The following is a 26,372-nucleotide window of genomic DNA, read 5'->3' on the forward strand; positions in this document are numbered from 1 at the left end:
TACGTTGGCTTAGTTTCTTAATAGAAACTAAAAATATTGTTTGTTGACGTTTTTGTTTGTTTAGTTTTCAAAGATCAATTTCTCAATCGCCTAAAAGCGACTTTCATAATATATCATCTACAAATCGTAATGTCAACAACTTTTTTTAAGTTGTTTTTGTTACTGTCAGCAGCGACGTTTATTACTATAACAAGATAATAAATATATGTCAACGGTATTTCAAAAAAAGATTACCCCTTTTTTCTATCTTTCTTACCTCGTCTCATATATTTCAAACATTCATTTGGTGAGGCCACTCTTTTAAATAAGGTAAAAAGGATCTTATATCTTTCTTCCATTGCCCTTTTGACAATATGTTCAATCCGCTCATCTTTTAAATCAAATAATATTTCGTCCATTTCCCTTTTAATTAGGTATTCCATTTCTTTTACTTCCCTGTCGTTTATAAGAAGCCCATGCATTGAATTACCTCCGCAAAATTCCTAGTTATAGTAGTCTTTTCCAATTATTGAAATTTTATAATAAAATTTTTAGTTCATATTTAGAAAAATACAAGCATAGGTATGAAGACAAGGAAAGTTTTGGACGAGGTGGGTGCCGTTATGAATTTCTTCTTTATTTTAAATGGAAAGTCTTTGAAAAATGTTTCACTTATATTAATTGCCGCTTTTTTTACAGCATGGTTTCTCTATATAGAGAACCTGTCGCAGATTCCAGTCTTTTCAACGAAAGACGGGGCCAAAGCAATTTATCGAGGTGAAAAGGATCTTGCCCTCACATTTAACATTGGCTGGGGGGATGAAAAGGCAGAGCCGATCTTAGATACATTGAAAAAGGAGAATATTAAGTCAGCTACTTTCTTCCTTGCTGGGTCGTGGGCTGAACAGCACCCTGACATAATCGCTCGAATTGTAAAAGAAGGCTATGAAATCGGGATGCTGGGCTACGATTATGTGGATTACATGGATTTAGAGGATGCTAAGATTTCTAGAGATATCTCCAAAGCCCAAGAGGCCTTTAAAAAGTTAAATGTAAAGGATATAAAGCTTTTACGTGCACCAACAGGACATTTCGATGAGCGTACCTTAAAAATCGCAAAACGGTATGGGTATACCGTTGTTCATTGGAAAATCGATTCTAAGGATTGGCAAAATCCCGGGGTAGCAAAAATTGTGGAAAATGTAAAAAAGGCGGAAAAGGGAGATATTGTTCTTCTGCATGCCTCCGATTCTGCTAAACAAACAGCAAAAGCTTTGCCGCTAATTTTGGAGGATATTCGCCAAAAGGGCTTAAAGCTTGTGTCAGTTTCAGAAATGATTACAAACGGAGAAGTTCATTCTGAAGAAGTAAGATAGTCAGTCTAGAGACGAAAAACCGCCCCTTATTGGGACGGTTTCTTCTTGTTTTTTTTATTTGCCTTAGAACCGGATTGGCTTAAACGTCTTTGTCTATCCTGTTCCGATTGCGCATTCAATTTATGAAGGATTAATATTTGATAGGCATTGCATGCTAGTAAAGCAAACGCCATTGGATAGAACCAGTGCTCCGCATTTTCTCTTAAAACTGGTACCCACTCCACTAACGTGGCAACTATCATAAAGAAAACAGCCGGAATAAATGCTTCGCGGTTGGTTTGCCTGCTTTTTAGCCATGCTACTGTCAGCCCGACGACTAATAGAAACAGGGCAGGTATTAAATAAGGCAGAAAAGAATCGCCTGTTTTCGCAAAGTTTGTATATCGTAAGTAAATGAGATCAAATAGGCCAAAGAGAATAAGGACAATTTGAACAGCATTCCAAAGGGAAACCGATTTAAAAATCCCTAATCCAAAACGATGGATCGTTAAATACGCAAAAAAGCCCATTTGGCTAATCACGCTAAAGAGAAAGCCCATTACCATTAACCAAATTATTGCAGAAATAATATCAATTATTTTAAAGTCAATAAAAAAAGGCTGCAACTCATGCCAGCGTACAAACAGTCCCACAATTATTGTCGTGACCCCGCCAACTAATAATGTATTCCTAAATAATTTCACCAAATTACGGCTTGTCACACTAGAAACCTCCAACAAACAAAAATAAATTCCAACCTGATTGTACCAATCAAAAGATGAAAAATCCATAATTTGATTTACAACGAATAATCTCGCTTGATTTTCTTCATCCTAAAATTAAGGATATATATGTGAAAGGAGCTTTTTGAAATGAGAAGGAAAAGTAGGTTGCTCCTCCTGCCCATCATGTTGTTTCTGACAAGCTGTTCTGCAGATGATACAAGCAGCGGAGGGCAAATTGATTATGATCAAACAAAAAAAATGGTCGTGGATATTCTCAAGACAGATGATGGTAAAAAGGCCATTCAAGATGTGATGTCCGATGATAAGATGAAGGAAAAGCTTGTGATGGATCAGCAGGTTGTTGCTACCACCATTGAACAAACCTTAACATCGGATAAAGCAACGGAGTTTTGGAAAAAGACATTTAGCGATGCCAAATTTGCCAAAGGCGTTGCTAAAAATATGCGTTCCGAGAATGAAAAATTATTAAAGGATTTAATGAACGACCCTGAATATAGAGGTATGATGATTGAGGTTTTTAAAGAACCTGAAATTCAAAAAGAATTGGCGGACGCCTTAAAAAGTAAAGAATACCGTGAACATCTGCAAAAGGTCATTTCCGAAACGATTGACAGTCCGCTTTTCAAAGCGAAAATGGAAGAATTGCTCTTAAAAGCAGCCGAGGAAACAAAAAATAAGGCCAGTGGTAAGGATGAAGGCGGCGACCAAAATAAATCGGGCAGCAGTAGCTAATCTAAAATAAGAATGGCCTCTTCCTAAATAGAGAAGAGGCCTTTTATCCTTACTTCTCGAGCAAGCTAGACATTTTTTCAGCAATTTCTAAATATATTTTTCCAATCTGATGATCTTCCTGGTAGATGGATGGCGCAAAATCTTCATCATTCCAGTCAGGCTGATTTAGCGGTAAGCGGCCAAGAACTTCCGTATTTAACTCTTCGGCTAACTTATCTCCGCCGCCACGGCCGAAAACATATTCCTTTTCGCCGGTAAGCTTACTTTCAAAGTAGGCCATATTTTCAATAACACCCAGCACTTCATGCTCAGTCCGTAATGCCATTGCACCTGCACGTGCGGCAACAAAGGCCGCTGTTGGATGCGGGGTAGTGACGATAATTTCCTTACATGCAGGAAGCATCGTATGCACGTCTAGGGCAACATCCCCTGTGCCTGGCGGTAAGTCTAATAGTAAATAATCAAGATCTCCCCACTCTACTTCATTGAAGAAACTGTTTAACATTTTTCCAAGCATTGGGCCGCGCCATATAATTGGAGCATTATCCTCAACAAAGAAGCCCATCGAAATAACCTGAACGCCAAAACGTTCTACAGGGATAATCTTTTCGCCGCGGACAACCGGGCGTTGTGTAATCCCCATCATATCAGGAACGCTGAATCCGTAAATATCCGCGTCAATAAGGCCGACCTTTTTTCCTAAACGGGCTAATGCAACGGCTAAGTTAACGGAAACGGTTGATTTCCCTACCCCGCCTTTTCCACTAGCAATCGCAATAAAGGTGGTATCTGTCGAATTGAGAAGATTCTTCTCTTTTTCAGGTTCTGCCTGACGATTTGCTGCTAACACTGCTTCAGGAAGCTCACTAAACCGAATTCCTACTGTTGCTGCTCCAGCTTCTTTTAAAAGATTAACGATTTGAGTTTGCAGCTGCAGCTGTTCGCTTGTACCTGTTCTGGCGACCTGCACCTTCACACTAACGTGGTTTTTTTCTTCTTTAATTTTAACTTCCTCGATTGCATTTAATTCTGCTAAAGTCTTATGTAAAAATGGTTCTTTGAGGCCACCAAGAACCTCGCGGATTCTCACTTCTGTTAACATAAAAAAGACACCTCACCTTTTGAATTCGTTTCCATCTCTAAGTATACCATAACCCGCAAATGAAACAGTTATTTGAATCACACTGTTGTCGATGAACATAAAAATGGAAGGTGTTCCCACCTCCCTTAATCTGTTTCTTTTAGCTCTTTTTCATTCGTAAAATAACGCATAATTCCAATATTTATGGATGCGGCTACTTTTTCCTGATAGGAATCCTTTTTTAATAATGCTTTTTCTCCCGGGTTGGAGAGAAAGCCAACCTCCACTAACACCCCTGGTTTTTTGGCATTTTTTAAAATATACACCTGATTAATTGGCTTCGCTTTACGATTTGTATTTTCCAAATTCCTTCTCAGCTCTTCTTGAATAAATTTAGCCGCCCTAGCATTTTCCTTATGCTGTGGTGCATAAAAGGTTTGAGCCCCGCTCCATCTTGAGGAAGGAATGGCATTTAAATGGATACTGACAAAAAGGTCATTATCGGTGCCATTGATCATTTTTAATCTCTTTTTCAAATCCTCTACTTTTCTGCGGCTATAGCCTCTCGTCCCAGGGTCGGCTAAATCTTCATCCTTTTCCCTTGTCATGATGACCAACGCCCCTTGCCCCTGAAGATAATCCCGGACTTTCTTGGTAATTTCAAGGGCTATATCCTTTTCCAAGGTTTCACCTGTTCCTGCTCCGCCATCCGGACCACCATGACCTGCATCTAACAAGATTATTTTCCCAGACAATGGGATGTTCCATGTTTTCGATGAGTCATTCTCAATAAAGTCGTGTTGCAGTATGAAAAATAACGCAAGTAATCCCGCAATAAAACTGATCATTTTCCATTTACGCTTTAACACCCAGATCATCCTTCCCGCTCGTCCATGTTCAATAAAATATATGGGACAGGAAGGGTATTTAGAACTGTAGAATAGATGTTAGTGAAGTCGAAGCTTATGGCGCATCTGGCCTTTTTCGTAGCCCTCGCGCCACCAAACGTGGATATATTGTTCACATAAATAATAAAGCGATTCGCTCATCGTTCCCTCTTCCCCATTTCCCCAATAGAGGAAAAAGTTATAAAGCGTATCAATGAGGTGTTTTTCTTCTCTAAAGCAGCGCAAGCGTACTGCTTCCATATCCTCACCATGATAGCCAAACTTACTGAATTTAGCGCCAAGAAGGAAGGCTTCAAGGGCAACATCATAACACGCCTCTTCTATTCCTGTATTCATGACAAAGCTCGAAGTAATTTTCGTGGAGCCAAAGTATTGTTTTACCCGCTCTTTTAATGTAGTAATCGATAACTCCTTTAGTACGGAGCGTTCGTATTTTATTTGTTTTTCCCGTCTTTTTTCTTTAAAGGTTGTAATCACAGTCACTTCATCTTCACCTCTTAAGAATAGTCTTTATCCGGGGTTCTGAAGAAATGCAAACGTCGTGACTATTTTCATTGCCAATTTTTATATACTTATCTAACAGCTCCATCCGAGTTTAATTTTACGTTGACAGATACATGGATAACGGAATCAGCAAGTGCATTCCCCCAGTCGTTATCCACCTTTTTAAATTGCTCATATTGGTATGCACGTGCATAAAGACCAAATCCGATTGGGTCAATTTTATTTTTTTGAATTTTTTTAAGAAGGGCCTCGAATTGATCTTGCAGTTCTTTTTCCATCAACTTTATTAACTCAGCTTTTTTAACTCTATCCTCCGGAAATATACGTTCTACAATATTTGCCGTCATATTGACTTTAATATCAAAATGAAATTTATTTTGTTTAAATCCCGTTTTTATCTTTGTCTTTACTCTACTAGCATCGAAACTCATCAGGTTTTCATGGAAAATGTTACGTTCCTTTTCCGGTGAGAAAATCGGAATGGTCAGGGTGACTTCACGTCTCTTTTCATTCTTTAACACAAGAAGTAAAGTTGATTCAGGAACATCCAGTGAGGCAGCATATTTCCCTTTATTATAAAGGAGAGTCATTCCCGCTAATTCCAGCTTTTTACCCTTTTTCACTTCGGAAATAGTGGGAGTCAATCCCTTTTCGTAGACCTCTCTGTGTAATTCTTGAAGCGTGCCTTTTACCGCCCTTGTTCGATCATAGCTTTTATCAATCACTGCTTTCAAATGTAAGGATAACTGCGGTTTTTCTCCAGGATTGTAAAATATGACATCCGAGACAGGACCTTTAACCGCTACGACTCTTGTGTTCATGGAAAAATTCGGATTTCGGTACACTGTATCTAAAATAGAAAACCAGCCCGCATGACCCAAGACACGTTTGCCAACAAGTAATACTTGAATTTTTCCAGCGGCTACTTCTCCAGTCGTTAATCCGTCAAATAATCTTCTGGAATCTCGAATTGTTTTTGCCTTTACCTCATATGCCTCATTTCCTTTCTTGGCACCTTTATTAAATACAGGATTTAATTCATAAAAGATTAGATTATTTTCATCATCTAAGTCCACACCAAGGATTAAGGCAAGTGTCAAATCCTCTAAAGGAGCTTTACTACCGCAACTAGAAAGGATGAAGACTAGGAGGATAGACAACAACACAGGTAACCAACGTTTCATAAATGGGCTCTCCTTTTAACGAGATCACGAAGCCAAACATACACCAATAAACAAAACGGAAAAATGTAGGCAAGAGCTATTGTTAATGGCTGAACTAGTTTTTGAAGCTGATCATTTCTATCAAACGATGGTGAAGTAAACAAAAGATACACAAGATTTAGAAGGAGATACCAACCCACATATTTACTGTGATTTTGTGAACCAAATAATTGACTGAAACAAAAAACAGTTGAATACATTAAAGGCAGGACAGTCGTAGAGATGACAAATACATAAAAGGACAAAAAGACAATTTCAATTCTTTCTAAAAACTTAAACTCAACGATTTTTAGCACACTAATGGTCGGTTCTTTAAATTGAGTAATTTCGTCAGGACTAAAAAAGGCGAAAATGACAATCGTTATGGTCAAAAATACAAGTAGTGTAAGTGTATTTGCAATAATCAACCCGCTTGCTGCTTTTTGTTTTTCCTTTAGTGAAGGATAGAGAAAGTAGACTATTTCAAAGCCTGTAAAGGAAAAAATCGTTATCTTAACTGCAATAAAAATGGGGTTCCAGCCTTCTTTTACAATTGGAAGGAGATGGAGCCAGTGTGCCTCCTTTAAAGGCGAAAAATAGAAGAAAACTAACCATATAGTCATAAAAAATACCAATTCGGAGTACCTGGCTAATACCGTAATATTATTCCGCACAATAAGGTAAGTCGGGATGGATAATAATAACATCAAAATAATCAAACCTGTTTGTGGTAAAATCCAAAATTGGATAAAGAGACATTCCCTAACAAAAATGATGGATGCCAAAAAAGCAAAATACAATCCAAAAACGAAAGCAGCCATCTTTCCGACCCACTTTCCAAAACAATGGGTTAGTAGATCAAGAATGGTCCCATTTGGGTATTTTTTCATTACCTGAACAATGAGTAAGCCAGCCAATGTAGATAAGAACCAGCCAATAATTATGGAAATCCAACCGTCCGTCCCTGCTTTTTCAGCTAACTCACTTGGAAGTGTTAATAATCCGACCCCCGCTTGCACACCATGAATTAAAAGAATATATTGCATAAATGTAATTTGGTTCTTTTTATGCTTTATCACTGTTTATCACCTTCAGGACGACGAGAATTTGCCTTTTTCCTTTGAATGGGTTTCGTACTCTCAGGACGCTTTACGATAGACCAGAGTGGAAATCGAATAAATAGATCCTTCCAATCCGTAAATCGTAATGGAGCCATTGGACTGCCATATGGTGTACCCAAGGATTCAAGGGCAACAAAATGGACAATTAAGGTCATTAACCCCACTGTAAGTCCCACGAATCCGAATAATGAAGCGGCAATCATCATCGGAAATCGGAGCATCCTTATCGCTGAACCCATATCATAATTGGGGATTATAAAAGAAGCAATTGCTGTCAGGGCTACGACAATTACCATGATATTACTAACAATACCTGCTTCAACAGCTGCTTGACCAATGACAATACCTCCAACAATGCCAACTGTCTGGCCAATTTTTGCCGGGAGGCGTATTCCCGCCTCGCGAAGCATTTCCAATGTGATCTCCATTATGATCGCTTCAATGAAAGGCGGAAATGGAACTCGCTCTCTCGAGGCACCAACAGATAAAAGCAGCTTTAATGGAATGATTTCAAAGTGAAAGGAAATCACAGAAATATAGGTAGCCGGTAGAAAGATGGCAACTAAAAATCCAAAATACCTCATAAGCCGTAAAAAGGAGGCAGCCATCCAACGAACACTATAATCATCCATACTCTTGAAAAAGGTTTCAAATGTTGCCGGGCCAATGAGGACATTGGGTGATCGATCGACAACGATAACGATCCGCCCTTGAAAAATTTCTGACGCTGCAAAATCAGGACGTTCTGTTATAAATAATTGCGGGAACGGCGAGTACGGGTTGTCCTCAATGTATTCTGCCAACGAAGCCGTATTTAAAAGGCAATCGATTTGCAATTTGTTAATCCGGTCAATTAGCTCTTGCAATACTTCAGGATTGGCAACATCGGCTAAATACATAATGGTAAGCTTCGTTTTTCCTCTTTCACCAATTTTCATTTCTTTTATTTTCAATTCACGGTTTGGAATATGCCTGCGGATTAAGGCAATATTCGTGCTGCCTGTTTCAACAAACCCTTCATGTGCCCCACGTAAAGAAGACTCGATCGACGTATCTTCGATTCCCCTTTGAGGCCATCCTTGTGTATCTAATTGGTAAGCCACTGGCTGCCCATCTATAAATAAGACACTGCATCCTTCTAAAATAGTATCTTCCAATACCGACCAAATGTTACTTTCCTTTATTGAACCCAATGATACCTTTACATCAAAATCCTTGTCCAAATCAGCTTCAAATAATAGTGGCTTTAATACATCATTATTTATCGTTTCTTTATCCGAAAGTCCATTTAAATAAACAAGCGATGCTTGGTTCATTGTTTGTTTTATCAAAAAGTTCTTTATTACTAGATCAGGTGTATCGCTAAATATATCCTGAATAACCGCAAGATTCTCCATTAATTCCGCACTTATAAGCTTTTGACTTAAGATTTTTTGCTGTTTTTGCAATAAAGGTTGATGCTTTTTTTCTCGAGTATATTTTTGAAAAAAAGGCATGGAGGAATCCCACCTATTATGGAATTTGATAGGATAGTTTGTGTTTTTAAATGGATGGATATACCACTCCTAAAAACCCCTTTTTTCAGCCAAAAGTTGTAGATAAAGTTCAAGCTTTTTTCTGAGGAAGGATTTGGAAAGAACCGGTATGCTTAAGACATCAAGTAATGAATGGGAGATGACATTTATGAAAAATAAAGTAGTAATGATAACTGGAGCCTCAAAAGGTTTGGGCAAAGCGTTAACGTTGGCATTCGCAAAAGAAGGAGCAGTGCTAGCGATTTGTGCCAGGACAACGGAAGGCTTGCTAAAGGTAAAGAAAGAGGCTGCTGATTTAGGTGCTGAAGTGCTGGCAGTAACGGCTGATATTTCCAAGTCAAGGGATGTGGAGCGATTCGTTGCAATGGCAGAAGAAGAATTTGGCCATATCGATGTTCTCATTAATAACGCCTCAATTTTAGGGCCCAGCCCCATGCCGTTGCTGCTTGATTACCCTGAAGACGATTTTGACGAAGTGCTCCGGGTAAATGCAGTTTCGCCATTTCTCGTCACAAGAAGGGTTATTCCGGGAATGCTTGAGCGTAATGTTGGCTCCATAATCAATGTGACTTCCGAAGCTGGTCATACGGGCTTCGCCGGTTGGGGCGCCTATGGAATTTCAAAATTTGCTGTTGAGGGTCTTACCCAAACGTGGGCAGATGAATTAAGCGAGACGAATGTTAGGGTCAACATGGTCGATCCAGGAGAAATGGATACAGACATGCATCAATTGGCTGTTCCCTATTGTGATTATCCATTGGCGAAACCGGAGGAGATTGTGGACATATTTTTATACCTGGCTTCCAATCAGGCTGCAGGCATTAATGGACAGCGTTTTGCGGCTCAATCAGAGGAGGTGTAAGGAAATGGCGGCGACTAAAGCGTTGGACTTTTACCTGCCGGATGAACTAAATGCCTCCCATCCTCCTGAAAAACGAGGCTTACGAAGGGATCATGTCCGGATGATGGTTCTAGACCGGTCTATGGGAGATGTACGGCATGACTGTTTCTTTCACTTGGCAGATTATCTCGAGTCAGGTGATCTCGTTATATTAAATAACAGCCGAACGATCCCTGCAGTTTTATATGCAGAATGGTACCGAAACACCGTTCAACTAGCACCTAAAGTTGAGATTCGCTTGGCAAGGCGCCGCGGTGAGGATACTTGGGATGCGCTCGTTGTTGCAAGCCCTGTAATGACGGGCGACAGCTTGCACCTTTCACCTGAATTATCAGCCACTGTACTAGGTGAAAAGGAGAATTCCCCACTAAAGCTCATTCAGTTTTCTAAAAAAGGGGCGGATCTATTCAATATCATCTATGCACTAGGCGAACCGGTACGATATGAATATATTGAACAACCATGGGACTTAGATTTCTATCAAACGGTTTTCGCCAGTCATCCGGGTTCAGTGGAGATGCCTTCTGCTGGCAGGGCATTTAGCTGGGAACTGCTATTTAATTTAAAGCGGAATGATATTCAGGTTGATTATATCCGGCTGCATACGGGATTAAGCTATTTATTAGATGATCAATGGATCCAGACACCCGAAGAGAATGAGGAGGAGTATCATATCTCTGACGGTACAATGGCGCGAATTATTGAAACAAAAGCAGCCGGAAAAAGGGTAATCGCGGTTGGTACGACGGTGGTTAGGGCACTTGAGACTGCAGCTAAGAACGGAGCGCTATCTGGAATGACCAATCTCTATATTAATCAACATTATCCGTTAAAAATAGCTGATGGTATCATCACTGGTTTGCATGAACCAAAGGCCAGCCATCTCGATATGCTATCCGCCTTTGTATCCGAACACCATTTGCTTAAGGCCTATGGTCAAGCAATCGATACCGGTTATTTGTGGCATGAATTTGGAGATATGAATCTTATTTTATGATTGGAGGCACCCCATGCGATTCCACCATTATGCATTAGAGGTGAAAAATATCGAGGAAGCCATCTCATTTTATAAAAGATACTTGGGTTTTCAGGAAGAAAATCGAATGTTGTTCATGGAAGAAGAGATTGTGTTTCTGGTCATGGGTGACTTTAGACTGGAGTTAATTTCCGGTCGACAAGCGGTTGAGCAAATGGCTCACATTTGCTTTGAGGTAAGCAGTCTCTGTGAAGTGATGGATCGGTTCGCTGACGTTCGAAAAATAGAAGGACCCTATGAGTTGGATAATGGCTGGAATACCGTTTTTTATGAAGGGCCCAATCGGGAGATTATTGAGTTTTTGCAGACTAAACCAAATACGTGAGGCTGACTGCTTGTTATGAAGGACGTTTCTCTTGCTCCATTCAGGAGTTTTGGTCTTCATCGGCTTTATGAAGACCTCTTTTTCCGGGTTTTTTAGAGTTTTGGTCTTCATTAGCATTATGAAGACCTTTTTTCCCGGATTCTTTAGAGTTTTGGTCTTCATCGGCTTTATGAAGACCTTTTTTCCCGGATTCTTTAGAGTTTTGGTCTTCATCCGTAATATGAAGGACGTTTCTCTTGGTTCCATTTTAAAATCTGTCCTTCATAAAGAGTGGGAGTCTGAAAATTGTAAATAAGCTATAATAATATATAGAAACTCACTTCGGAGGGGAAACTGGATGTCTGTAGGAACTGGATATGAAGAAATTGGCATCTTAAAGGAAATCGCGGAGCTTTTAAATGAAGGAACGGACACCAAGGATGTGCTTTCTGGTGTACTCAAAAGACTTCTCCATGTAACCGGACTGCAAACTGGTTGGATTTTTCTAATCGATGAAAAAGGTGTGCATCGGCTTGTAGCGGATGAAGCCTTGCCGCCCGCTTTGGCCAATGACCATAAACAGCGGATGTGCCAAGGTAAGTGCTGGTGCGTCAATAAATACAACAATCGACAACTTACAAAAGCATCAAATATTATGGAATGTAAACGAATTGAAGATGCCATTGAAGAGAGAGCCGGAGAAACATGCGGCCTGACTCATCATGCCACCGTCCCGCTTAGGGCCGGACAGGAACGGTTCGGGATCTTAAATGTAGGCTCGCCAAACAAAACCCACTTTGAGAAAAATGAACTTGCATTACTTGAAGCGGTTGCCTTTCAAATCGGCACAGCATTGAAACGAATAAAACTAACCCAGCGGGAACAAGAGACAGCACTTGCCGCCGAGCGGAATCGGCTTGCAAGGGATCTCCATGATTCCGTTAATCAGCTTTTATTTTCCTTAAGCCTTACAGCAAGGGCGGGGGTTGAAATGACCCAAACCAATGAAATCAAACAAACATTTAGCTATATTCAAGATTTAGCCCAGGAAGCCCTTGGTGAAATGAGAGCCTTAATCTGGCAGCTGCGACCGCAGGGTTTGGAAAATGGTCTCGTTAGTGCATTGAGAAGTTATGCTGATATGCTTGGCCTATCCATTGAAACAAAGGTAACAGGAGCTGCAAGTATTCCCGGAAAAGTAGAGGAAGCTATGTGGCGAATCGGACAAGAGGCTCTGGCAAATTGTAAAAAGCATTCCCAGACCACGGCAGCGGTTTTACTTTTTCAAGCTTCCAAAGAAGGAGTAATGATGACCATTAAGGATACGGGCTGCGGCTTTCATTATGATGAACAACTTGAAATCCCCTCATTGGGATTGAAAAATATGAAAGCACGGACAGAAGCATTACATGGGCATTTTCATTTAACAAGCAAACCGGAAATGGGGACAGAAATAGAGATCCATATTCCGTTCTAGGGGGGGGACTTCAATGAGTATACGGATATTAATAGCTGATGACCACCATGTCGTCAGAAGAGGCTTGGTCTTTTTTCTACGGACGCAAAAAGGTCTTGATATTGTAGGAGAAGCCGCAAATGGGGAGGAAGCTGTCCATCTGGCAAAGTCACTAAAACCAGATCTTATTCTCATGGATTTGGCAATGCCAGAAATGGACGGAGTCCAAGCAACAAGGATCATTAAGAAAGAGCAGCCAGAAATCAAAATTATGATGTTGACCAGCTTTTCCGATCAAGATCATGTGATTCCCGCACTTGAAGCAGGTGCTTCCGGATTTCAGCTTAAGGACATCCAGCCTGACGAGCTTGTAGCATCGATCAGAAATATCATGAACGGTGAAAATCAGCTGCATCCCATGGCAACCTCACATTTACTGGCCAATTTGTCCAATAAAGGCAAAACCGATAAAATGGAGGAATTAACAAAAAGAGAGTTGGATGTGTTAAAAGAGATTGCTAAAGGGAAAAGCAACAAGGAAATCGCCTCCTCCCTCTTCATTACCGAAAAGACCGTTAAAACACATGTATCAAATCTCTTAGCAAAGCTTGAACTACAGGATCGGACACAGGCTGCGCTTTATGCAGTCAAAAATAAAATATGAGACTAATCGATAATAAAAAAGGTACCTAAACTCGTTCATAAGAGTTGGTACCTTTTGATTTAATAATTAGCACTAAAAATATCCATTTGCTCCATTATTATTTGTTCTTCTTCGTTTTTATTATATTGAATAAGATTTGGTGTTACTATTTTGTTCATAGTATGAATCATTGCTAGTCCAACATGACGAGCCAATTCAGCAGGAACAGCATTTCCAATTTGTTTATATTGTTCTGTCATGGAACCTTCAAAACTCCATGAATCAGGGAAACTTTGAATCCGTGCATATTCTCTAACTGTAAATGGTCTTGTTTCATCTGGATGACACCGTTCTGTCTGTTTCATGTCAGGTGCTGTTGTTAGTGTTAAACAAGGTTCATCCCATGAAATTCTTCTAGCCATCCCGGTCTTACCTCCACCTAAATAGAAAGAACCCTTCATGTATTCCTTTTGGAGCTCAACTGGAAGGTCTCTCCAGTATCCTCCAGGTGGAACCAACTCCATGATTTGCCGTTTACGTTCTGGATATTGACGTCCTGGTGATTCAGGTACATTTTGTAACACATCACGAAGAACCGGTACATAGTCTCTAGGTGCAGGAAACTTAAATTCTGCATTGAGATCCTTACGAACCCCAATGATAAAAATCCGCTCTCTCTTTTGTGCTACATTGTAATTAGTTGCCTTCAACACTTTATATGTTACGGTATATCCAATCTCATCAAATACATCCAACATGCCTTGAAGTGTTTTACCTTTTTCATGACTAACAAGTCCTCGTACATTTTCAGCAAGGAACATTTTTGGTCTTAATTCATTCAAGAGTTGAGCATACCAATAGAACATTGTTCCACGGGCATCTTTAAGACCTAGCTTCTTTCCTGCAAAACTGAAGGCTTGGCACGGGTAACCACCTGATAAAAGGTCAATTTCTTCATCGCCGATGTAATTTCTAATTCCTTCCTTAACAATCTCAGCAATGTCACCCTCAATAACATTTAAATTAGGTCGGTTTGTACGAAGTGTGGAACAGGCATGTTTATTTATCTCAATTGCTGCTGCAGTTTCAAAACCAGCTTCTTCAAGTCCAAGCATTAAGCCGCCACCGCCAGCAAAAATTTCTAACACCCGATAGGGACGAACAGGTGTAATGGTGTTATCTACTACATCTAGGAAATTATCACTTGCTTCGCGTTCTCTGTAATCAATTTGTGGACGTTCTCTACTATCTAAATCAGTAGGTGTAACCCCCAAAAAGCTACATAAATCATACAGCTCCTCTTGAGATTCCACTTTTCCTGAGTTAATTATTCTATTTAATTTTTCTTCTGTGATTCCTAACTTTTCAGCCCATTCTTGATTATCTGCAAAATTTTTCTCATCAATTAATGTTTGTAAAGTTTCAACTTTTATTTTGATCTCCATTAGATATAGAAGCCTCCCCTCAACCAAACACGCATTCTATATATAATATTTTATCATAGGTTCCTGTCGAAATGTGATAGTAAATACTACTATTATTCCTAGTGACACACTAATATTAAAAAAGACCCTTTCCACAAAAGTGAAAAGAGTCTTGAAACGTTGATATTAACGTTTTGAGAACTGAGGTGCACGACGAGCGCCTTTAAGTCCGTATTTCTTACGTTCTTTCATACGTGGATCACGAGTTAATAATCCAGCGCGTTTTAATGTTGGACGATATTCAGGATCAGCTTTAAGTAATGCGCGAGCAATACCGTGGCGGATTGCTCCAGCTTGACCAGTGTATCCACCACCGCTTACGTTTACAAGAACATCATAGCTGCCTTTTGTTTCAGTAGCTACTAATGGTTGGTTTACAACCATACGTAAAGCTTCAAATGGGATATAATCTTCGATGTCACGTCCGTTAATTGTAATTTTACCTGTACCTGGAACTATGCGCACACGTGCAACAGAGCTCTTACGACGACCAGTACCAATATATTCAACTTGTGCCAAGTAAATTCCCTCCCTCTTTATTAACCGCGAAGTTCGTAAACTTCAGGTTTTTGTGCTTGGTGCGGATGTTCTGCGCCAGCGTATACGTGTAATTTTTTGAAAATTTGACGACCTAGAGAATTCTTTGGAAGCATGCCTTTAACAGCAAGCTCGATCATTTTCTCAGCATAGTTCGTACGCATTTCAAGAGCAGTTCTTTGTTTTAAACCACCTGGGTGCATTGTGTGACGGTAGTAAATTTTGTCATTTAATTTATTACCAGTTAATTCTACTTTAGATGCGTTAAGAATGATTACATTATCACCAGTGTCAACATGTGGTGTAAAAGTTGGTTTGTTTTTACCACGTAAGATTGATGCAACTTCAGAAGCAAGACGTCCAAGAGTTTTGCCCTCAGCATCAATCACGTACCATTTACGCTCGATATTGTTGGCATTTGCCATAAACGTTGTACGCATGAGTTTCCCTCCTAATTAAATCCATTAAAGATTATGATTTTCGCACTATTATAAAGCAACCAGTAATCCATTCTGTTCCGGGAACGAACGACTAATGCCCTTGTGCGCTTAAGTTTCAATTCATATATTTTCAATCACGATGAAGACTTTCCGGGGCTTTATCGTGGGATTAAAAACACACACATATAATATAATAAATACTTACGGGCTAATTGTCAAGAAAATGTTACACCAGGTGGGGTTGCTTTAATTATTTTACTCATAAAAGACTTCCCAGAGATACAAACCGTTAGCTGGCGCTGTTTTCCCGGCTACACGCCGATCTTTTTTTTCCAGAATAACCGGCATATCCTCAGGTAAAAAGTCTCCTGAGCCCACTGCCAATAATGTTCCCACTAAAATGCGAACCATATTATACAAAAAGCCATCCCCGACAAAGCGTAGAGTAAGGTGATCATCCTCTATCATAAAATCAATCGCCTCAATCGTCCGGATTTTATCCGCCACTTCTGTCTTTGCTGAGCAAAAACTAGTAAAGTCATGGCTGCCAAGGAAATATTTACTTGCCGCCTGCATGTCCTCCAAATTTAAAGGATATGGGTAACGGCAGGCATAATTCCGCTGAAACGGATCCCGTTGCGCAGATAAATGAAGTACATAGCGATATTCCTTTCCAACCGCATCAAAGCGGGCATGAAAGGATGATTCAACCTTCATAACCGAGCGAACCGAAATATCCTCAGGGAGCATAGAATTCAAAGCGGTCTCCCATCTTTCTTCCGGTATCAGAAGCGGAGAATCGAAGTGAATTACCTGACCTTTTGCATGGACACCGGCGTCTGTTCGTCCCGAGCCTAATACCTTAATAGGATTCCCCTTATGCATCTTTGCTAAAACCGCTTCGAGCACTGATTGCACCGTTCGTTTATTTGGTTGAACTTGATACCCGGAAAATCCCGAGCCATCATAAGTGATGATGCATTTATACCTTTGCATGTCTTCGCCGCTCCATTATGAACGTAGTATTATTAAAAGAATTGTTATAATTGCTAAAACAATCAGTTGTATGGAATCTGCTGCTTTCCAGCTCAATTGTCGGTATTTCGTCCTACCTTCACCGCCGCGGTAGCCCCGCGCTTCCATCGCAATCGCCAGCTCTTCTGCTCGTTTAAAGGAGCTGACAAACAAGGGGATAAGCAGTGGAATAACAGCCTTAATACGCTCTTTAAATGGACCGCTGGCAAATTCCACTCCACGAGCAATTTGCGCCTTCATAATCTTGTCCGTTTCCTGCATCAAAGTAGGAATAAAGCGGAGCGAAATCGACATCATCAATGCCATTTCATGAACTGGGAAACGAACCTTTTTTAAGGGATTCAAAAGCGTTTCAAGTCCATCAGTAATCTCAATAGGAGTCGTAGTTAATGTCAGTAACGACGTCATTAAGATCAAAAAGAAGAATCTTAATGAGATAAAAATCCCCATCCTTAAGCCCGCTTCATAAATTTTTATCGGGCCTAATTCAAAAAGTAACGCCCCTTCTTTTGTAAAAAACAGCTGCAACACAAATGTAAATAAAACGAGCCATAAAACCGGCTTCAGTCCGCCATACAAAAAACGAACAGGTATCCGGGACATGCCAAGCATAAAAAAGGTATAAACTCCAATTAGTGCATAGGTAATCCAATTATTAGCTAAAAAAATAATACAAACAAAAAGAAAGATAATCATTATTTTTGAACGAGGATCCATCTTGTGAACCAATGAATCCGCAGGAACGTAGCGGCCAAAAATCATTTTCTCCATCATGAGCGCACACCTCTGCTAAAAGATTCTGTTACAGCAGTAGATAATTCCTCTAGAGAAAGGTAGATTTTATCTAATTTCAGTCCTGTCTTCTCTTCAAGCTTAAGCTGGAAACGTACCACCTCGGGAACATCGAGGCCCATTTGCACCAAGTCAACCGGCGATGAAAAGATTTCTTCCGGTGTTCCTCGTTTTACGACCTTCCCTTGCTGCATAATGACAATTTGATCTGCGTATCTTGCAGCATCCTCCATACTGTGCGTGACGAGTATGGTAGATAGGTTTCGTTCCTTATGGAGCGTATAAAACATATCCATAATTTCTTTACGACCACGAGGGTCGAGTCCCGCAGTAGGCTCGTCCAGTACGATCACATCCGGTTCCATTGCCAGGACACCAGCAATCGCGACACGACGCATTTGTCCACCTGACAAGTCAAACGGTGACTTTTCTAAAATTTCTTCTGCAAGGCCCACTTGTTGTAAAGCGAGTCGTGCCCTCTTTTTTGCCTCGGCTTCAGAAACACCAAAGTTCATTGGACCAAAGATAATATCCTTTTCCACTGTTTCTTCAAACAATTGATGTTCGGGAAATTGAAACACAATCCCTACTTTTTGCCGGACTTGCTTTAAGTTCTTATTTTTTTGCTGTGCTTTGATTTCATGTGCACCAATCTTCACGGTTCCTTTTGTAGGCTGCAGGAGGGCATTTAAATGCTGTAAAACCGTTGACTTACCAGATCCCGTATGACCAATAATCGCCATATATGTTCCAGACGGAATATCGATCGATACGTCCTCAATTGCCAAATGTTCAAAAGGAGTATTTGCTTGGTAGCGGTACTCTATTTGCTGAAGTGAGATGTCCATAGCTCTGTCACCAACTCTTCTTCCGATAAATAATGCCTCGATAGCTCTATCCCATTTCGCCTGAACGCTTTGCTCATTTTAACGGAGAAAGGAATATCTAATCCTAACTGAATCAATTGCTCATCCATTGAAAAAATTTCTTCCGGTGTTCCTTCGCGGAATACTTCGCCTTTATTCATTACAATAATCCTGTCTGCCTTTGCTGCTTCCTCTAAGTCGTGAGTAATCGAGATTACGGTTAAAGCCTTCTCTTCTTTTAATAATCTAACCGTCTCTAATACTTCTTCACATCCTCTTGGGTCTAGCATCGAGGTTGCTTCATCAAGAATAATAATAGAAGGTCTTAACGCTAATACACCGGCAATCGCTACCCTCTGCTTCTGTCCACCCGATAGATGGTGGGGCTCTTGATATAGAAATTGATCCATCTTTACTTTTCTTAATGAATCTTCGACCCGCTGCACCATTTCATCTCTAGGTATCCCATTGTTTTCTAGACCAAAAGCCACATCATCCTGTACAGTCGTGCCAACAAATTGATTGTCAGGATTTTGAAAAACCATTCCGATTTTCTTTCGAATATCCCAAATCGATTCCTCGGTAAGCTTTATATCCCCAACAATAATTTCTCCTTGCTGTGGAAATTGCAGACCGTTTAGTAATTTTGCCATCGTTGATTTACCGGAGCCATTATGACCAACAATCGCCAGCCATTCCCCATCATAGATGTCAAAGCTCACGTTATTTAGTGCATAGCGTTCCTGTTCATCATATTGAAAGGAAACTCCTCTAAGCGATACAATTGATTCTTTCATTGATATTCCTCCCCTCAGCTAACCTTTACTCGGGCTTATCTATCTAATAATACAAAAAAAGCCCGCACCTCGTCCCCAGGCAGCAACGAACCAACTGCAAAAAAAGGGATTTCTTTAATAGAAATGGGAGGAGGTGCATGAGCTAGACGGGGCGTGAAAGAGAATAGAAGTAAACTTCCCGAAAATTTAAAATCCTCGCTCCATTGATGGAGTCACGCTCATCATAACACTCGTTTTGGCTTGTGTCGAACGATTATAAAAGATGTGTATTACAGAAAAAGGGCAAAGAACAAGTTTGTTTGTAAACTGTCCAGCGCCCTTGTTGTGTGTAAAAAGGTATTAAACTAACTCGATAATAACCATTGGCGCACCGTCACCGCGGCGTGGTCCAAGTTTCATAATACGAGTGTATCCACCTTGACGCTCTTGATAACGTGGAGCGATATCAGCGAAAAGTTTTTGAACTGCATCTTGACCGTTTTCGGCATTAGCAACTTCGTGACGAACGTATGAAGAAGCTTGACGACGAGCATGTAAATCGCCGCGTTTACCTAGAGTGATCATTTTTTCAACAGTCACACGTAGTTCTTTCGCGCGAGTTTCTGTTGTTTCGATGCGCTCGTTGATAATTAAATCTGTAGTTAAATCACGTAGCATAGCTTTACGCTGTGCACTTGTGCGTCCTAACTTTCTGTATGCCATGAAGGGTTCCCTCCTTTGTTGAAGTCATAAAGCGGATTATGAACAAGTCTAAAGACTAGTCGTCTTTACGCAAGCCTAACCCAAGCTCTTCTAGTTTTGCCTTCACTTCTTCGAGTGATTTGCGTCCTAAATTACGAACCTTCATCATATCTTCTTCAGTTTTATTTGCTAATTCCTGAACAGTGTTGATTCCAGCACGTTTTAAACAGTTATAAGAACGAACAGAAAGGTCTAGTTCTTCAATTGTCATTTCTAGAACTTTTTCCTTTTGATCTTCTTCTTTTTCGATCATAATTTCAGCATTTTGTGCTTCATCAGTTAACCCAACAAAGATATTTAAATGCTCGGTCAAAATTTTCGAACCTAGAGCAATCGCTTCTTTTGGCCCAGTGCTTCCATCTGTCCAAACATCAAGCGTGAGCTTATCAAAATTTGTCATTTGACCTACGCGGGTATTTTCTACTTGATAGGACACACGTGAAACCGGCGTGTAGATTGAGTCAATTGGAATTACACCAATCGGCTGATCTTCTCTTTTGTTGTTCTCAGCAGGTGTATACCCCCGACCGCGTCTAGCCGTTAAACGCATGCGAAGATGACCGTTTGAAGCTAACGTTGCAATATGAAGATCGGGATTTAAAATCTCAACATCACTGTCATGGGTAACATTCATTGCCTTGACAGGTCCTTCACCCTGCACATCAATTTCAAGAGTTTTCTCTTCATCAGAGTAGATTTTTAACGCTAATTTTTTAATGTTTAAAATGATGGATGTTACATCCTCTACGACGCCTTCAATTGTTGAGAACTCATGAAGTACCCCATCCACCTGAATCGATGTAACAGCGGCACCTGGGAGTGAAGATAATAGGATACGACGTAAGGAGTTACCCAAAGTGGTACCATATCCACGCTCAAGTGGCTCTACGACGAACTTCCCGTACTTGGCATCATCGTTGATCTCAATCGTTTCAATTTTTGGTTTTTCTATTTCGATCATCAAATAACCCTCCTTCAAAACGTCGAAACCTCAATTAGACTAAGAATGCTAATTGAAATTCCCCCATGTATACGTTCCCGTTTTGTGCACAACAACTGGAATAATTTATCCTGTATAAGTTGTAAAAAATAGTATCATATCCATTATAGACGCATGATACAAGTTCTATACAGAAAAATTAAACACGACGACGTTTTGGTGGGCGGCATCCATTATGAGGAACAGGTGTAACGTCTTTAATAGCTGTTACTTCAAGACCAGCAGCTTGAAGAGCACGAATAGCAGCTTCACGGCCTGCACCAGGTCCTTTTACAGTAACTTCTAAAGTTTTCATACCGTTTTCAATAGATGTTTTTGCTGCAGTTTCAGCTGCCATTTGTGCTGCGAATGGAGTAGATTTACGAGACCCTCTAAATCCAAGCGCACCAGCACTTGACCAAGAAATTGCATTACCATGAACATCAGTGATAGTTACAATCGTATTGTTAAATGTTGAACGGATATGCGCGATACCTGATTCAATATTCTTTTTAACACGACGTTTACGTGTATTAGTTTTACGTGCCATTTAAATTAACCTCCTTTGCCGATTACTTCTTCTTGTTCGCAACAGTCTTACGAGGACCTTTGCGTGTACGAGCGTTGTTTTTCGTATTTTGTCCACGAACCGGTAAACCACGACGATGACGTAATCCGCGGTAGCAGCCGATTTCCATTAAACGCTTAATGTTAAGAGAAATTTCACGGCGAAGATCACCTTCAACTTTCAACTTGTCGATGATGTCACGGATTTTGTTTAATTCGTCTTCTGTTAAATCACGCACACGAGTATCTTCAGAAACACCAGCTTCTGCAAGTACTTTTTGTGCTGTATTTTTACCAATACCATAAATGTAAGTTAAAGAGATAACTACACGCTTTTCACGTGGAACATCTACACCAGCAATACGTGCCATATTTTAGCGCACCTCCTTCAAAATTAACCTTGTTTTTGTTTATGTTTAGGGTTTTCACAGATAACCATAACTTTTCCGCGTCTACGGATAACTTTACACTTTTCGCAGATCGGTTTAACAGATGGTCTTACTTTCATTAGTATCCTAACCTCCTTAGTAGTACGGAGTGCTGATTATTTAAAGCGGTACGTAATTCTTCCGCGTGTTAAGTCATATGGAGAAAGCTCAACAGTAACCTTATCACCTGGAAGAATGCGAATAAAGTGCATTCGTATTTTACCAGAAACATGTGCTAGCACAGTATGACCATTTTCTAATTCTACCTTAAACATCGCATTTGGCAAAGTTTCAATTACTTTACCTTCAATTTCAATTACATCATCTTTGGCCACAAGTCTCGTCTCCCTTCTTTTTCAAAAATAGCGTTCAATAAAATGCAAGCGAGTCCTAATAGTTCGTTCGACAGTATGCAACCTTATAATAATAACATATTATAGTGCACTTTGTCCGCAAGGAATTTTATCAAAATGAGGAATAGTAAGGTCCTCATGTCATTCTTGCCCAACTCTCGGTCCTGCATACTAAAGCACAATAGAAAAGTCTATCGGCCTTCACATACTTTTGAATCAAATTGGAGAAATTCGAGAGTCGAATGGCAGATTGTTTGAACTTTGCCTTTCACCACTAAGCTAAGCCTCCAAGTAACTGTTCAATATCAGCAAATACCTTTTGAATATCCTGCTGACCATCGATTGTGCGGAGATAGCCTTTTGTTTCATAAAAAGTAAGTAATGGTTCTTGTTGTTTGATATTGACATCTAAACGGTTTTGAACGGTTTCTGCATTATCATCTGCCCTTTGATAAAGCTCCCCGCCGCAGCGGTCGCATACACCCTCTTTTGTAGGAGGATTAAAGACTAAATGATAAGTCGATCCACATTCTTTACAAATCCGACGTCCTGTTAAACGTTCCATTAAAATACTCATATCAACGGTAATGTTGATGACAAAGTCGATCTTTTTATTTAAATCAACCAATAGATTTTCCAAAGCATCTGCTTGAGGCACAGTTCTAGGGAAGCCATCTAATAAGAAACCTTTTTGACAGTCTTCTTTGCTTAATCGGTCACGAACAATGCCGATTGTCACTTCATCAGGTACAAGTTCGCCTTTATCCATGAATGATTTCGCTTGTAATCCTAGTTCCGTTCCTTCTTTCATCGCTGCACGGAACATATCTCCAGTAGAGATATGAGGGATGCCGTATTGTTCGACGATTCTCTCTGCTTGAGTACCTTTACCGGCACCTGGAAGCCCCATTAATACTAAATTCACACGTGTTCCCCCTCGTGCTTAATTTAGGTTCTGGGGACCCCCCAGTAGGGGCCCAAAAACCTTGTACTACTTAATAAAACCTTTATAATGACGTTTAACCAATTGTGCTTCAAGCTGTTTGTACGTATCAAGTGCAACACCGACAACGATCAACAAGCTTGTTCCTCCGATTTGTGCCGATTGCGGTAAATTCGCTATTTTAATAAAAAGCATCGGAAGTACAGCAATGACAGTTAAGAAGATCGCACCAACAAAGGTTAAACGATATAATACGCGAGTTAAGTATTCCTGCGTGCTTTTTCCTGGACGAATGCCAGGGATGTAGCCGCTTTGCTTCTGTAAGTTCTCCGCTGCTTGTTCAGGGTTAACTTGGATAAAAGCATAGAAATAAGTGAACGCGATAATTAAAATAGCATATAACGTCATCCCGATTGGATGTGAGTAGTCTAGATTCTTATTAATCCAAAGTGTAACGTCATTGGTTCCAAAAAACGATGCAATCGTTCTTGGTGTGACAATGAATGAAACCGCAAAGATAACTGGAATAACACCTGCAGCATTAACCTTTAACGGCATGTGTGTGGATTGACCACCTACAGGATTACGTCCAGCCACAACACGCTTTGCATATTGAATTGGAATTTTACGATTGGCTTGTTGGATGAAAATAACACCCACTACGATTGCAATAACAGCAAGAGCGATTAATACAACCGTTACAATACGTAAAAATATGGCTTCTCCTGCGTTTTCAAATTGCTGTACATATATTTGATTAATGACAGAAGGCATACCAGCAACGATCCCCGCAAAGATGATAATGGAAATTCCATTTCCCACACCTTTTTCAGTGATCTGTTCGCCCAGCCACATCAAAAAGGCTGTTCCAGCAGTTAAAGTAACCGCAATTAGGAGATACGTACCAATACCAGGGTTTTCAATCAATTGTCCGCTAGCTAAGTTATTAAAGCCATAAGACATCCCTAATGCTTGGATAAATCCAAGGACTATGGTGAAATAACGGGTGATTTGAGCAATCTTACGACGCCCTGATTCCCCTTGTTTCGACCATTCCGTAAATTTAGGAACAACGTCCATTTGTAAAAGCTGAATGATAATCGAAGCCGTGATATATGGCATAATACCCATTGCAAAGATGGAGAATTGTTTCAATGCTCCACCGCCGAAGGTATTTAAAATGCCGAATACACTTAACTTATCTTGATTAGCAAGAACATCAGCATTTACATTCGGTACCGGAATAAAAGTACCTAGTCGAAAAACGACTAACATTAAAAGGGTGAATATGATCTTACGTCTTATATCACCCACGCGCATAAAATTGGAGATTGTCTGGAACATTAGATCACCTCAGTAGTTCCACCAGCAGCTTCGATTGCTTCCTTAGCAGCAGAGGAGAATTTGTGAGCTTTTACAGTCAACTTTTTCTCTACGTTCCCTTTAGCAAGAATCTTGATTCCTGCCTTCTCGTTGCTTACAACGCCTGTTTCGATAAGAAGTTCTGGAGTAACTTCTGTACCTTCTTCAAAGCGATTTAATGCATCAAGATTAACGATCGCAAACTCTTTACGGCTAATGTTAGTAAAACCACGTTTTGGTAAACGACGGTATAAAGGTGTTTGACCACCCTCGAACCCAGGGCGTACACCACCGCCGGAACGAGCATTTTGACCTTTATGACCTTTACCTGCTGTTTTTCCTTGACCAGAACCGATTCCGCGACCTAAACGTTTGCGTTCTTGACGAGAACCTTCTGCAGGTTTTAATTCATGAAGTTTCATATTGGCACCTCCTTATGAAAGAAAAGAATCAACTATTGTTCTTTAACTGTTACAAGGTGAGCAACTTTAGTAATCATACCGCGAATCGCAGCGTTATCTTGATGCTCAACTGTTTGATTTAATTTACGTAATCCTAGCGCTGTAACTGTTGCACGTTGGTCCTCAGGGCGACCAATTACGCTGCGGTTGAGGGTAATTAATAGTTTCGCCATTTGATTTCCCCCCTTATCCTAACAGTTCTTCTACTGATTTACCACGTAGTTTTGCTACGTCTTCAGCACGTTTTAGTTGTGTAATACCATCAATAGTAGCACGAACCATGTTGATTGGTGTGTTTGTTCCTAATGATTTAGAAAGGATATCAGCTACCCCGCCTAATTCAAGAACAGCACGAACAGGTCCGCCAGCGATTACTCCTGTACCTTCAGAAGCAGGCTTTAGAAGGATTTCGCCAGCACCAAAACGTCCAATTACTTGGTGAGGAATAGTTGTTCCAACCATTGCTACTTCGACTAAGTTTTTCTTTGCATCTTCGATGGCTTTGCGGATGGCATCTGGTACTTCTTGAGCTTTACCAGTACCGAATCCAACATGACCGTTTTTATCGCCGACTACTACAAGGGCAGTGAAGCGGAAACGACGTCCACCTTTAACAACTTTCGCAACACGGTTAACCGTAACTACGCGTTCTTCAAGTTCAAGTTTGTTTGGATCAATACGACGCATCTTTATGTGTCCCTCCTTTGTCTATTAAAATTGTAAGCCGTTTTCGCGGGCAGCATCAGCTAATGCTTGCACACGTCCGTGGTATAGGTATCCTCCACGATCAAAGACAATAGCAGAGATACCCTTTTCTACCGCACGTTTAGCGACTAATTCTCCGACCTTTTGTGCAGCTTCAAGATTGCTTGTAGATTCAAGACCGAAATCTTTTTCTATTGTAGAAGCACTCGCTAAAGTTACTCCATTCATGTCATCGATAACCTGCGCATAAATGTGTTTGTTTGAACGAAACACATTTAGACGTGGACGAGCTGAAGTACCGCTTAGTTTCGCACGGACACGAGCGTGTCTTTTCTTGCGAGTAGCGTTCTTATCAAGCTTCGTAATCATTTACGTCACT

34 protein-coding genes are annotated in these 26,372 nt (G+C 40.3%); 7 read left to right on the forward strand and 27 right to left on the reverse strand.

The window, feature by feature from the left end:
* Positions 1-230: 230 nt before the first annotated feature.
* Positions 231-461: a hypothetical protein gene (locus BABA_RS10905; protein WP_007085241.1), complete on the reverse strand. Its 231-nt coding sequence runs from the start codon at positions 459-461 to the stop codon at positions 231-233.
* A gap of 141 nt (positions 462-602) precedes the next feature.
* Between BABA_RS10905 and pdaB the strand changes: the two genes are divergently transcribed.
* Positions 603-1,355 (forward strand): polysaccharide deacetylase family sporulation protein PdaB, encoded by a 753-nt coding sequence (pdaB, locus tag BABA_RS10910; protein ID WP_007085242.1) that lies wholly within the window; start codon positions 603-605, stop codon positions 1,353-1,355.
* Between the two features lie 26 nt (positions 1,356-1,381).
* On the opposite strand, the gene BABA_RS10915 is transcribed toward pdaB, so the two are convergent.
* On the reverse strand, positions 1,382-2,056 hold the full coding sequence (locus BABA_RS10915; protein WP_007085243.1) for a KinB-signaling pathway activation protein: 675 nt from the start codon (positions 2,054-2,056) through the stop codon (positions 1,382-1,384).
* A gap of 150 nt (positions 2,057-2,206) precedes the next feature.
* On the opposite strand from BABA_RS10915, the gene gerD reads away from it, so the two are divergent.
* Positions 2,207-2,812 carry a spore germination lipoprotein GerD gene (gene gerD, locus BABA_RS10920; protein ID WP_040346013.1) on the forward strand — a complete coding sequence of 202 codons (606 nt, stop codon included), beginning with the start codon at positions 2,207-2,209 and terminating at the stop codon, positions 2,810-2,812.
* Positions 2,813-2,861: 49 nt separating this feature from the next.
* Here the strand turns inward: gerD and BABA_RS10925 are convergent, their stop codons facing one another.
* The 6 genes from BABA_RS10925 to BABA_RS10950 all read right to left on the reverse strand — a co-directional run bounded on the left by BABA_RS10925 (position 2,862) and on the right by BABA_RS10950 (position 9,124).
* Positions 2,862-3,914, reverse strand: coding sequence for an Mrp/NBP35 family ATP-binding protein (locus BABA_RS10925; protein WP_007085245.1), 1,053 nt, complete (start codon positions 3,912-3,914; stop codon positions 2,862-2,864).
* A gap of 125 nt (positions 3,915-4,039) precedes the next feature.
* A complete protein-coding gene (cwlD, locus tag BABA_RS10930) occupies positions 4,040-4,741 on the reverse strand; it encodes an N-acetylmuramoyl-L-alanine amidase CwlD (RefSeq protein ID WP_268870156.1) in 702 nt (233 codons plus the stop codon).
* Positions 4,742-4,840: 99 nt separating this feature from the next.
* Positions 4,841-5,284 (reverse strand): YbaK family protein, encoded by a 444-nt coding sequence (locus BABA_RS10935; protein ID WP_007085247.1) that lies wholly within the window; start codon positions 5,282-5,284, stop codon positions 4,841-4,843.
* Positions 5,285-5,373: 89 nt separating this feature from the next.
* The gene (locus BABA_RS10940; RefSeq protein WP_007085248.1) at positions 5,374-6,489 is read right to left on the reverse strand and encodes a Ger(x)C family spore germination protein; all 1,116 of its coding nucleotides are present in this window, start codon (positions 6,487-6,489) and stop codon (positions 5,374-5,376) included.
* Positions 6,486-7,586, reverse strand: a complete 1,101-nt coding sequence (locus BABA_RS10945; protein WP_007085249.1) for a GerAB/ArcD/ProY family transporter — start codon at positions 7,584-7,586, stop codon at positions 6,486-6,488. Before BABA_RS10945 ends, BABA_RS10940 begins: the two co-directional genes overlap by 4 nt.
* Positions 7,583-9,124: a spore germination protein gene (locus BABA_RS10950; RefSeq protein ID WP_007085250.1), complete on the reverse strand. Its 1,542-nt coding sequence runs from the start codon at positions 9,122-9,124 to the stop codon at positions 7,583-7,585. The genes BABA_RS10945 and BABA_RS10950 overlap by 4 nt, the downstream gene beginning before the upstream one ends.
* Positions 9,125-9,311: 187 nt before the next feature.
* Between BABA_RS10950 and BABA_RS10955 the strand changes: the two genes are divergently transcribed.
* The 5 genes from BABA_RS10955 (at position 9,312) to BABA_RS10980 (ending at position 13,524) form a co-directional block, all read left to right on the forward strand.
* Entirely contained in the window at positions 9,312-10,025 is a 714-nt protein-coding gene (locus BABA_RS10955; protein WP_007085251.1) for an SDR family NAD(P)-dependent oxidoreductase, read from the forward strand.
* Positions 10,026-10,029: 4 nt separating this feature from the next.
* Complete coding sequence (locus BABA_RS10960) at positions 10,030-11,061, forward strand: S-adenosylmethionine:tRNA ribosyltransferase-isomerase (RefSeq protein ID WP_007085252.1); 1,032 nt, start codon at positions 10,030-10,032, stop codon at positions 11,059-11,061.
* A 13-nt stretch (positions 11,062-11,074) separates the two neighbouring features.
* The gene (locus BABA_RS10965; RefSeq protein ID WP_007085253.1) at positions 11,075-11,425 is read left to right on the forward strand and encodes a VOC family protein; all 351 of its coding nucleotides are present in this window, start codon (positions 11,075-11,077) and stop codon (positions 11,423-11,425) included.
* A 337-nt stretch (positions 11,426-11,762) separates the two neighbouring features.
* The gene (locus BABA_RS10975) at positions 11,763-12,881 is read left to right on the forward strand and encodes a GAF domain-containing sensor histidine kinase (protein ID WP_007085255.1); all 1,119 of its coding nucleotides are present in this window, start codon (positions 11,763-11,765) and stop codon (positions 12,879-12,881) included.
* Between the two features lie 13 nt (positions 12,882-12,894).
* Positions 12,895-13,524 carry a response regulator gene (locus BABA_RS10980; RefSeq protein ID WP_007085256.1) on the forward strand — a complete coding sequence of 210 codons (630 nt, stop codon included), beginning with the start codon at positions 12,895-12,897 and terminating at the stop codon, positions 13,522-13,524.
* A 59-nt stretch (positions 13,525-13,583) separates the two neighbouring features.
* On the opposite strand, the gene dcm is transcribed toward BABA_RS10980, so the two are convergent.
* The 19 genes from dcm to rplR form a co-directional block, all read right to left on the reverse strand.
* A complete protein-coding gene (dcm, locus tag BABA_RS10985) occupies positions 13,584-14,948 on the reverse strand; it encodes a DNA (cytosine-5-)-methyltransferase (protein ID WP_007085257.1) in 1,365 nt (454 codons plus the stop codon).
* 165 nt (positions 14,949-15,113) lie between these two features.
* On the reverse strand, positions 15,114-15,506 hold the full coding sequence (gene rpsI / locus BABA_RS10990) for a 30S ribosomal protein S9 (RefSeq protein WP_007085258.1): 393 nt from the start codon (positions 15,504-15,506) through the stop codon (positions 15,114-15,116).
* A gap of 20 nt (positions 15,507-15,526) precedes the next feature.
* The gene (rplM, locus tag BABA_RS10995) at positions 15,527-15,964 is read right to left on the reverse strand and encodes a 50S ribosomal protein L13 (RefSeq protein ID WP_007085259.1); all 438 of its coding nucleotides are present in this window, start codon (positions 15,962-15,964) and stop codon (positions 15,527-15,529) included.
* Positions 15,965-16,219: 255 nt separating this feature from the next.
* The gene (truA, locus tag BABA_RS11000) at positions 16,220-16,960 is read right to left on the reverse strand and encodes a tRNA pseudouridine(38-40) synthase TruA (RefSeq protein WP_007085260.1); all 741 of its coding nucleotides are present in this window, start codon (positions 16,958-16,960) and stop codon (positions 16,220-16,222) included.
* Positions 16,961-16,975: 15 nt separating this feature from the next.
* Positions 16,976-17,773, reverse strand: a complete 798-nt coding sequence (locus BABA_RS11005) for an energy-coupling factor transporter transmembrane component T family protein (protein WP_040346022.1) — start codon at positions 17,771-17,773, stop codon at positions 16,976-16,978.
* The gene (locus tag BABA_RS11010; protein ID WP_007085262.1) at positions 17,770-18,639 is read right to left on the reverse strand and encodes an energy-coupling factor ABC transporter ATP-binding protein; all 870 of its coding nucleotides are present in this window, start codon (positions 18,637-18,639) and stop codon (positions 17,770-17,772) included. The genes BABA_RS11005 and BABA_RS11010 overlap by 4 nt, the downstream gene beginning before the upstream one ends.
* Positions 18,615-19,454, reverse strand: a complete 840-nt coding sequence (locus BABA_RS11015) for an energy-coupling factor ABC transporter ATP-binding protein (RefSeq protein ID WP_007085263.1) — start codon at positions 19,452-19,454, stop codon at positions 18,615-18,617. Before BABA_RS11015 ends, BABA_RS11010 begins: the two co-directional genes overlap by 25 nt.
* A gap of 339 nt (positions 19,455-19,793) precedes the next feature.
* The gene (gene rplQ / locus BABA_RS11020; protein ID WP_007085264.1) at positions 19,794-20,156 is read right to left on the reverse strand and encodes a 50S ribosomal protein L17; all 363 of its coding nucleotides are present in this window, start codon (positions 20,154-20,156) and stop codon (positions 19,794-19,796) included.
* 55 nt (positions 20,157-20,211) lie between these two features.
* A complete protein-coding gene (locus BABA_RS11025) occupies positions 20,212-21,156 on the reverse strand; it encodes a DNA-directed RNA polymerase subunit alpha (protein WP_007085265.1) in 945 nt (314 codons plus the stop codon).
* Positions 21,157-21,334: 178 nt separating this feature from the next.
* Entirely contained in the window at positions 21,335-21,724 is a 390-nt protein-coding gene (gene rpsK / locus BABA_RS11030) for a 30S ribosomal protein S11 (RefSeq protein ID WP_007085266.1), read from the reverse strand.
* A gap of 22 nt (positions 21,725-21,746) precedes the next feature.
* The gene (gene rpsM, locus BABA_RS11035) at positions 21,747-22,112 is read right to left on the reverse strand and encodes a 30S ribosomal protein S13 (protein WP_007085267.1); all 366 of its coding nucleotides are present in this window, start codon (positions 22,110-22,112) and stop codon (positions 21,747-21,749) included.
* Positions 22,113-22,135: 23 nt separating this feature from the next.
* Positions 22,136-22,249, reverse strand: coding sequence for a 50S ribosomal protein L36 (rpmJ, locus tag BABA_RS11040; RefSeq protein ID WP_000868344.1), 114 nt, complete (start codon positions 22,247-22,249; stop codon positions 22,136-22,138).
* Positions 22,250-22,285: 36 nt separating this feature from the next.
* A complete protein-coding gene (infA, locus tag BABA_RS11045) occupies positions 22,286-22,504 on the reverse strand; it encodes a translation initiation factor IF-1 (RefSeq protein WP_007085268.1) in 219 nt (72 codons plus the stop codon).
* A gap of 292 nt (positions 22,505-22,796) precedes the next feature.
* Positions 22,797-23,447 (reverse strand): adenylate kinase, encoded by a 651-nt coding sequence (locus BABA_RS11050; protein WP_007085269.1) that lies wholly within the window; start codon positions 23,445-23,447, stop codon positions 22,797-22,799.
* Positions 23,448-23,513: 66 nt separating this feature from the next.
* On the reverse strand, positions 23,514-24,809 hold the full coding sequence (secY, locus tag BABA_RS11055; RefSeq protein ID WP_007085270.1) for a preprotein translocase subunit SecY: 1,296 nt from the start codon (positions 24,807-24,809) through the stop codon (positions 23,514-23,516).
* Complete coding sequence (rplO, locus tag BABA_RS11060) at positions 24,809-25,249, reverse strand: 50S ribosomal protein L15 (RefSeq protein ID WP_007085271.1); 441 nt, start codon at positions 25,247-25,249, stop codon at positions 24,809-24,811. The genes secY and rplO overlap by 1 nt, the downstream gene beginning before the upstream one ends.
* 32 nt (positions 25,250-25,281) lie before the next feature.
* On the reverse strand, positions 25,282-25,461 hold the full coding sequence (gene rpmD, locus BABA_RS11065) for a 50S ribosomal protein L30 (RefSeq protein ID WP_007085272.1): 180 nt from the start codon (positions 25,459-25,461) through the stop codon (positions 25,282-25,284).
* 13 nt (positions 25,462-25,474) lie between these two features.
* The gene (gene rpsE, locus BABA_RS11070) at positions 25,475-25,975 is read right to left on the reverse strand and encodes a 30S ribosomal protein S5 (protein ID WP_007085273.1); all 501 of its coding nucleotides are present in this window, start codon (positions 25,973-25,975) and stop codon (positions 25,475-25,477) included.
* 24 nt (positions 25,976-25,999) lie between these two features.
* Positions 26,000-26,362, reverse strand: coding sequence for a 50S ribosomal protein L18 (gene rplR, locus BABA_RS11075; protein ID WP_007085274.1), 363 nt, complete (start codon positions 26,360-26,362; stop codon positions 26,000-26,002).
* Positions 26,363-26,372: the final 10 nt, after the last annotated feature.

It is taken from the genome of Neobacillus bataviensis LMG 21833 (assembly GCF_000307875.1).
Lineage (GTDB): Bacteria > Bacillota > Bacilli > Bacillales > Cytobacillaceae > Neobacillus > Neobacillus bataviensis.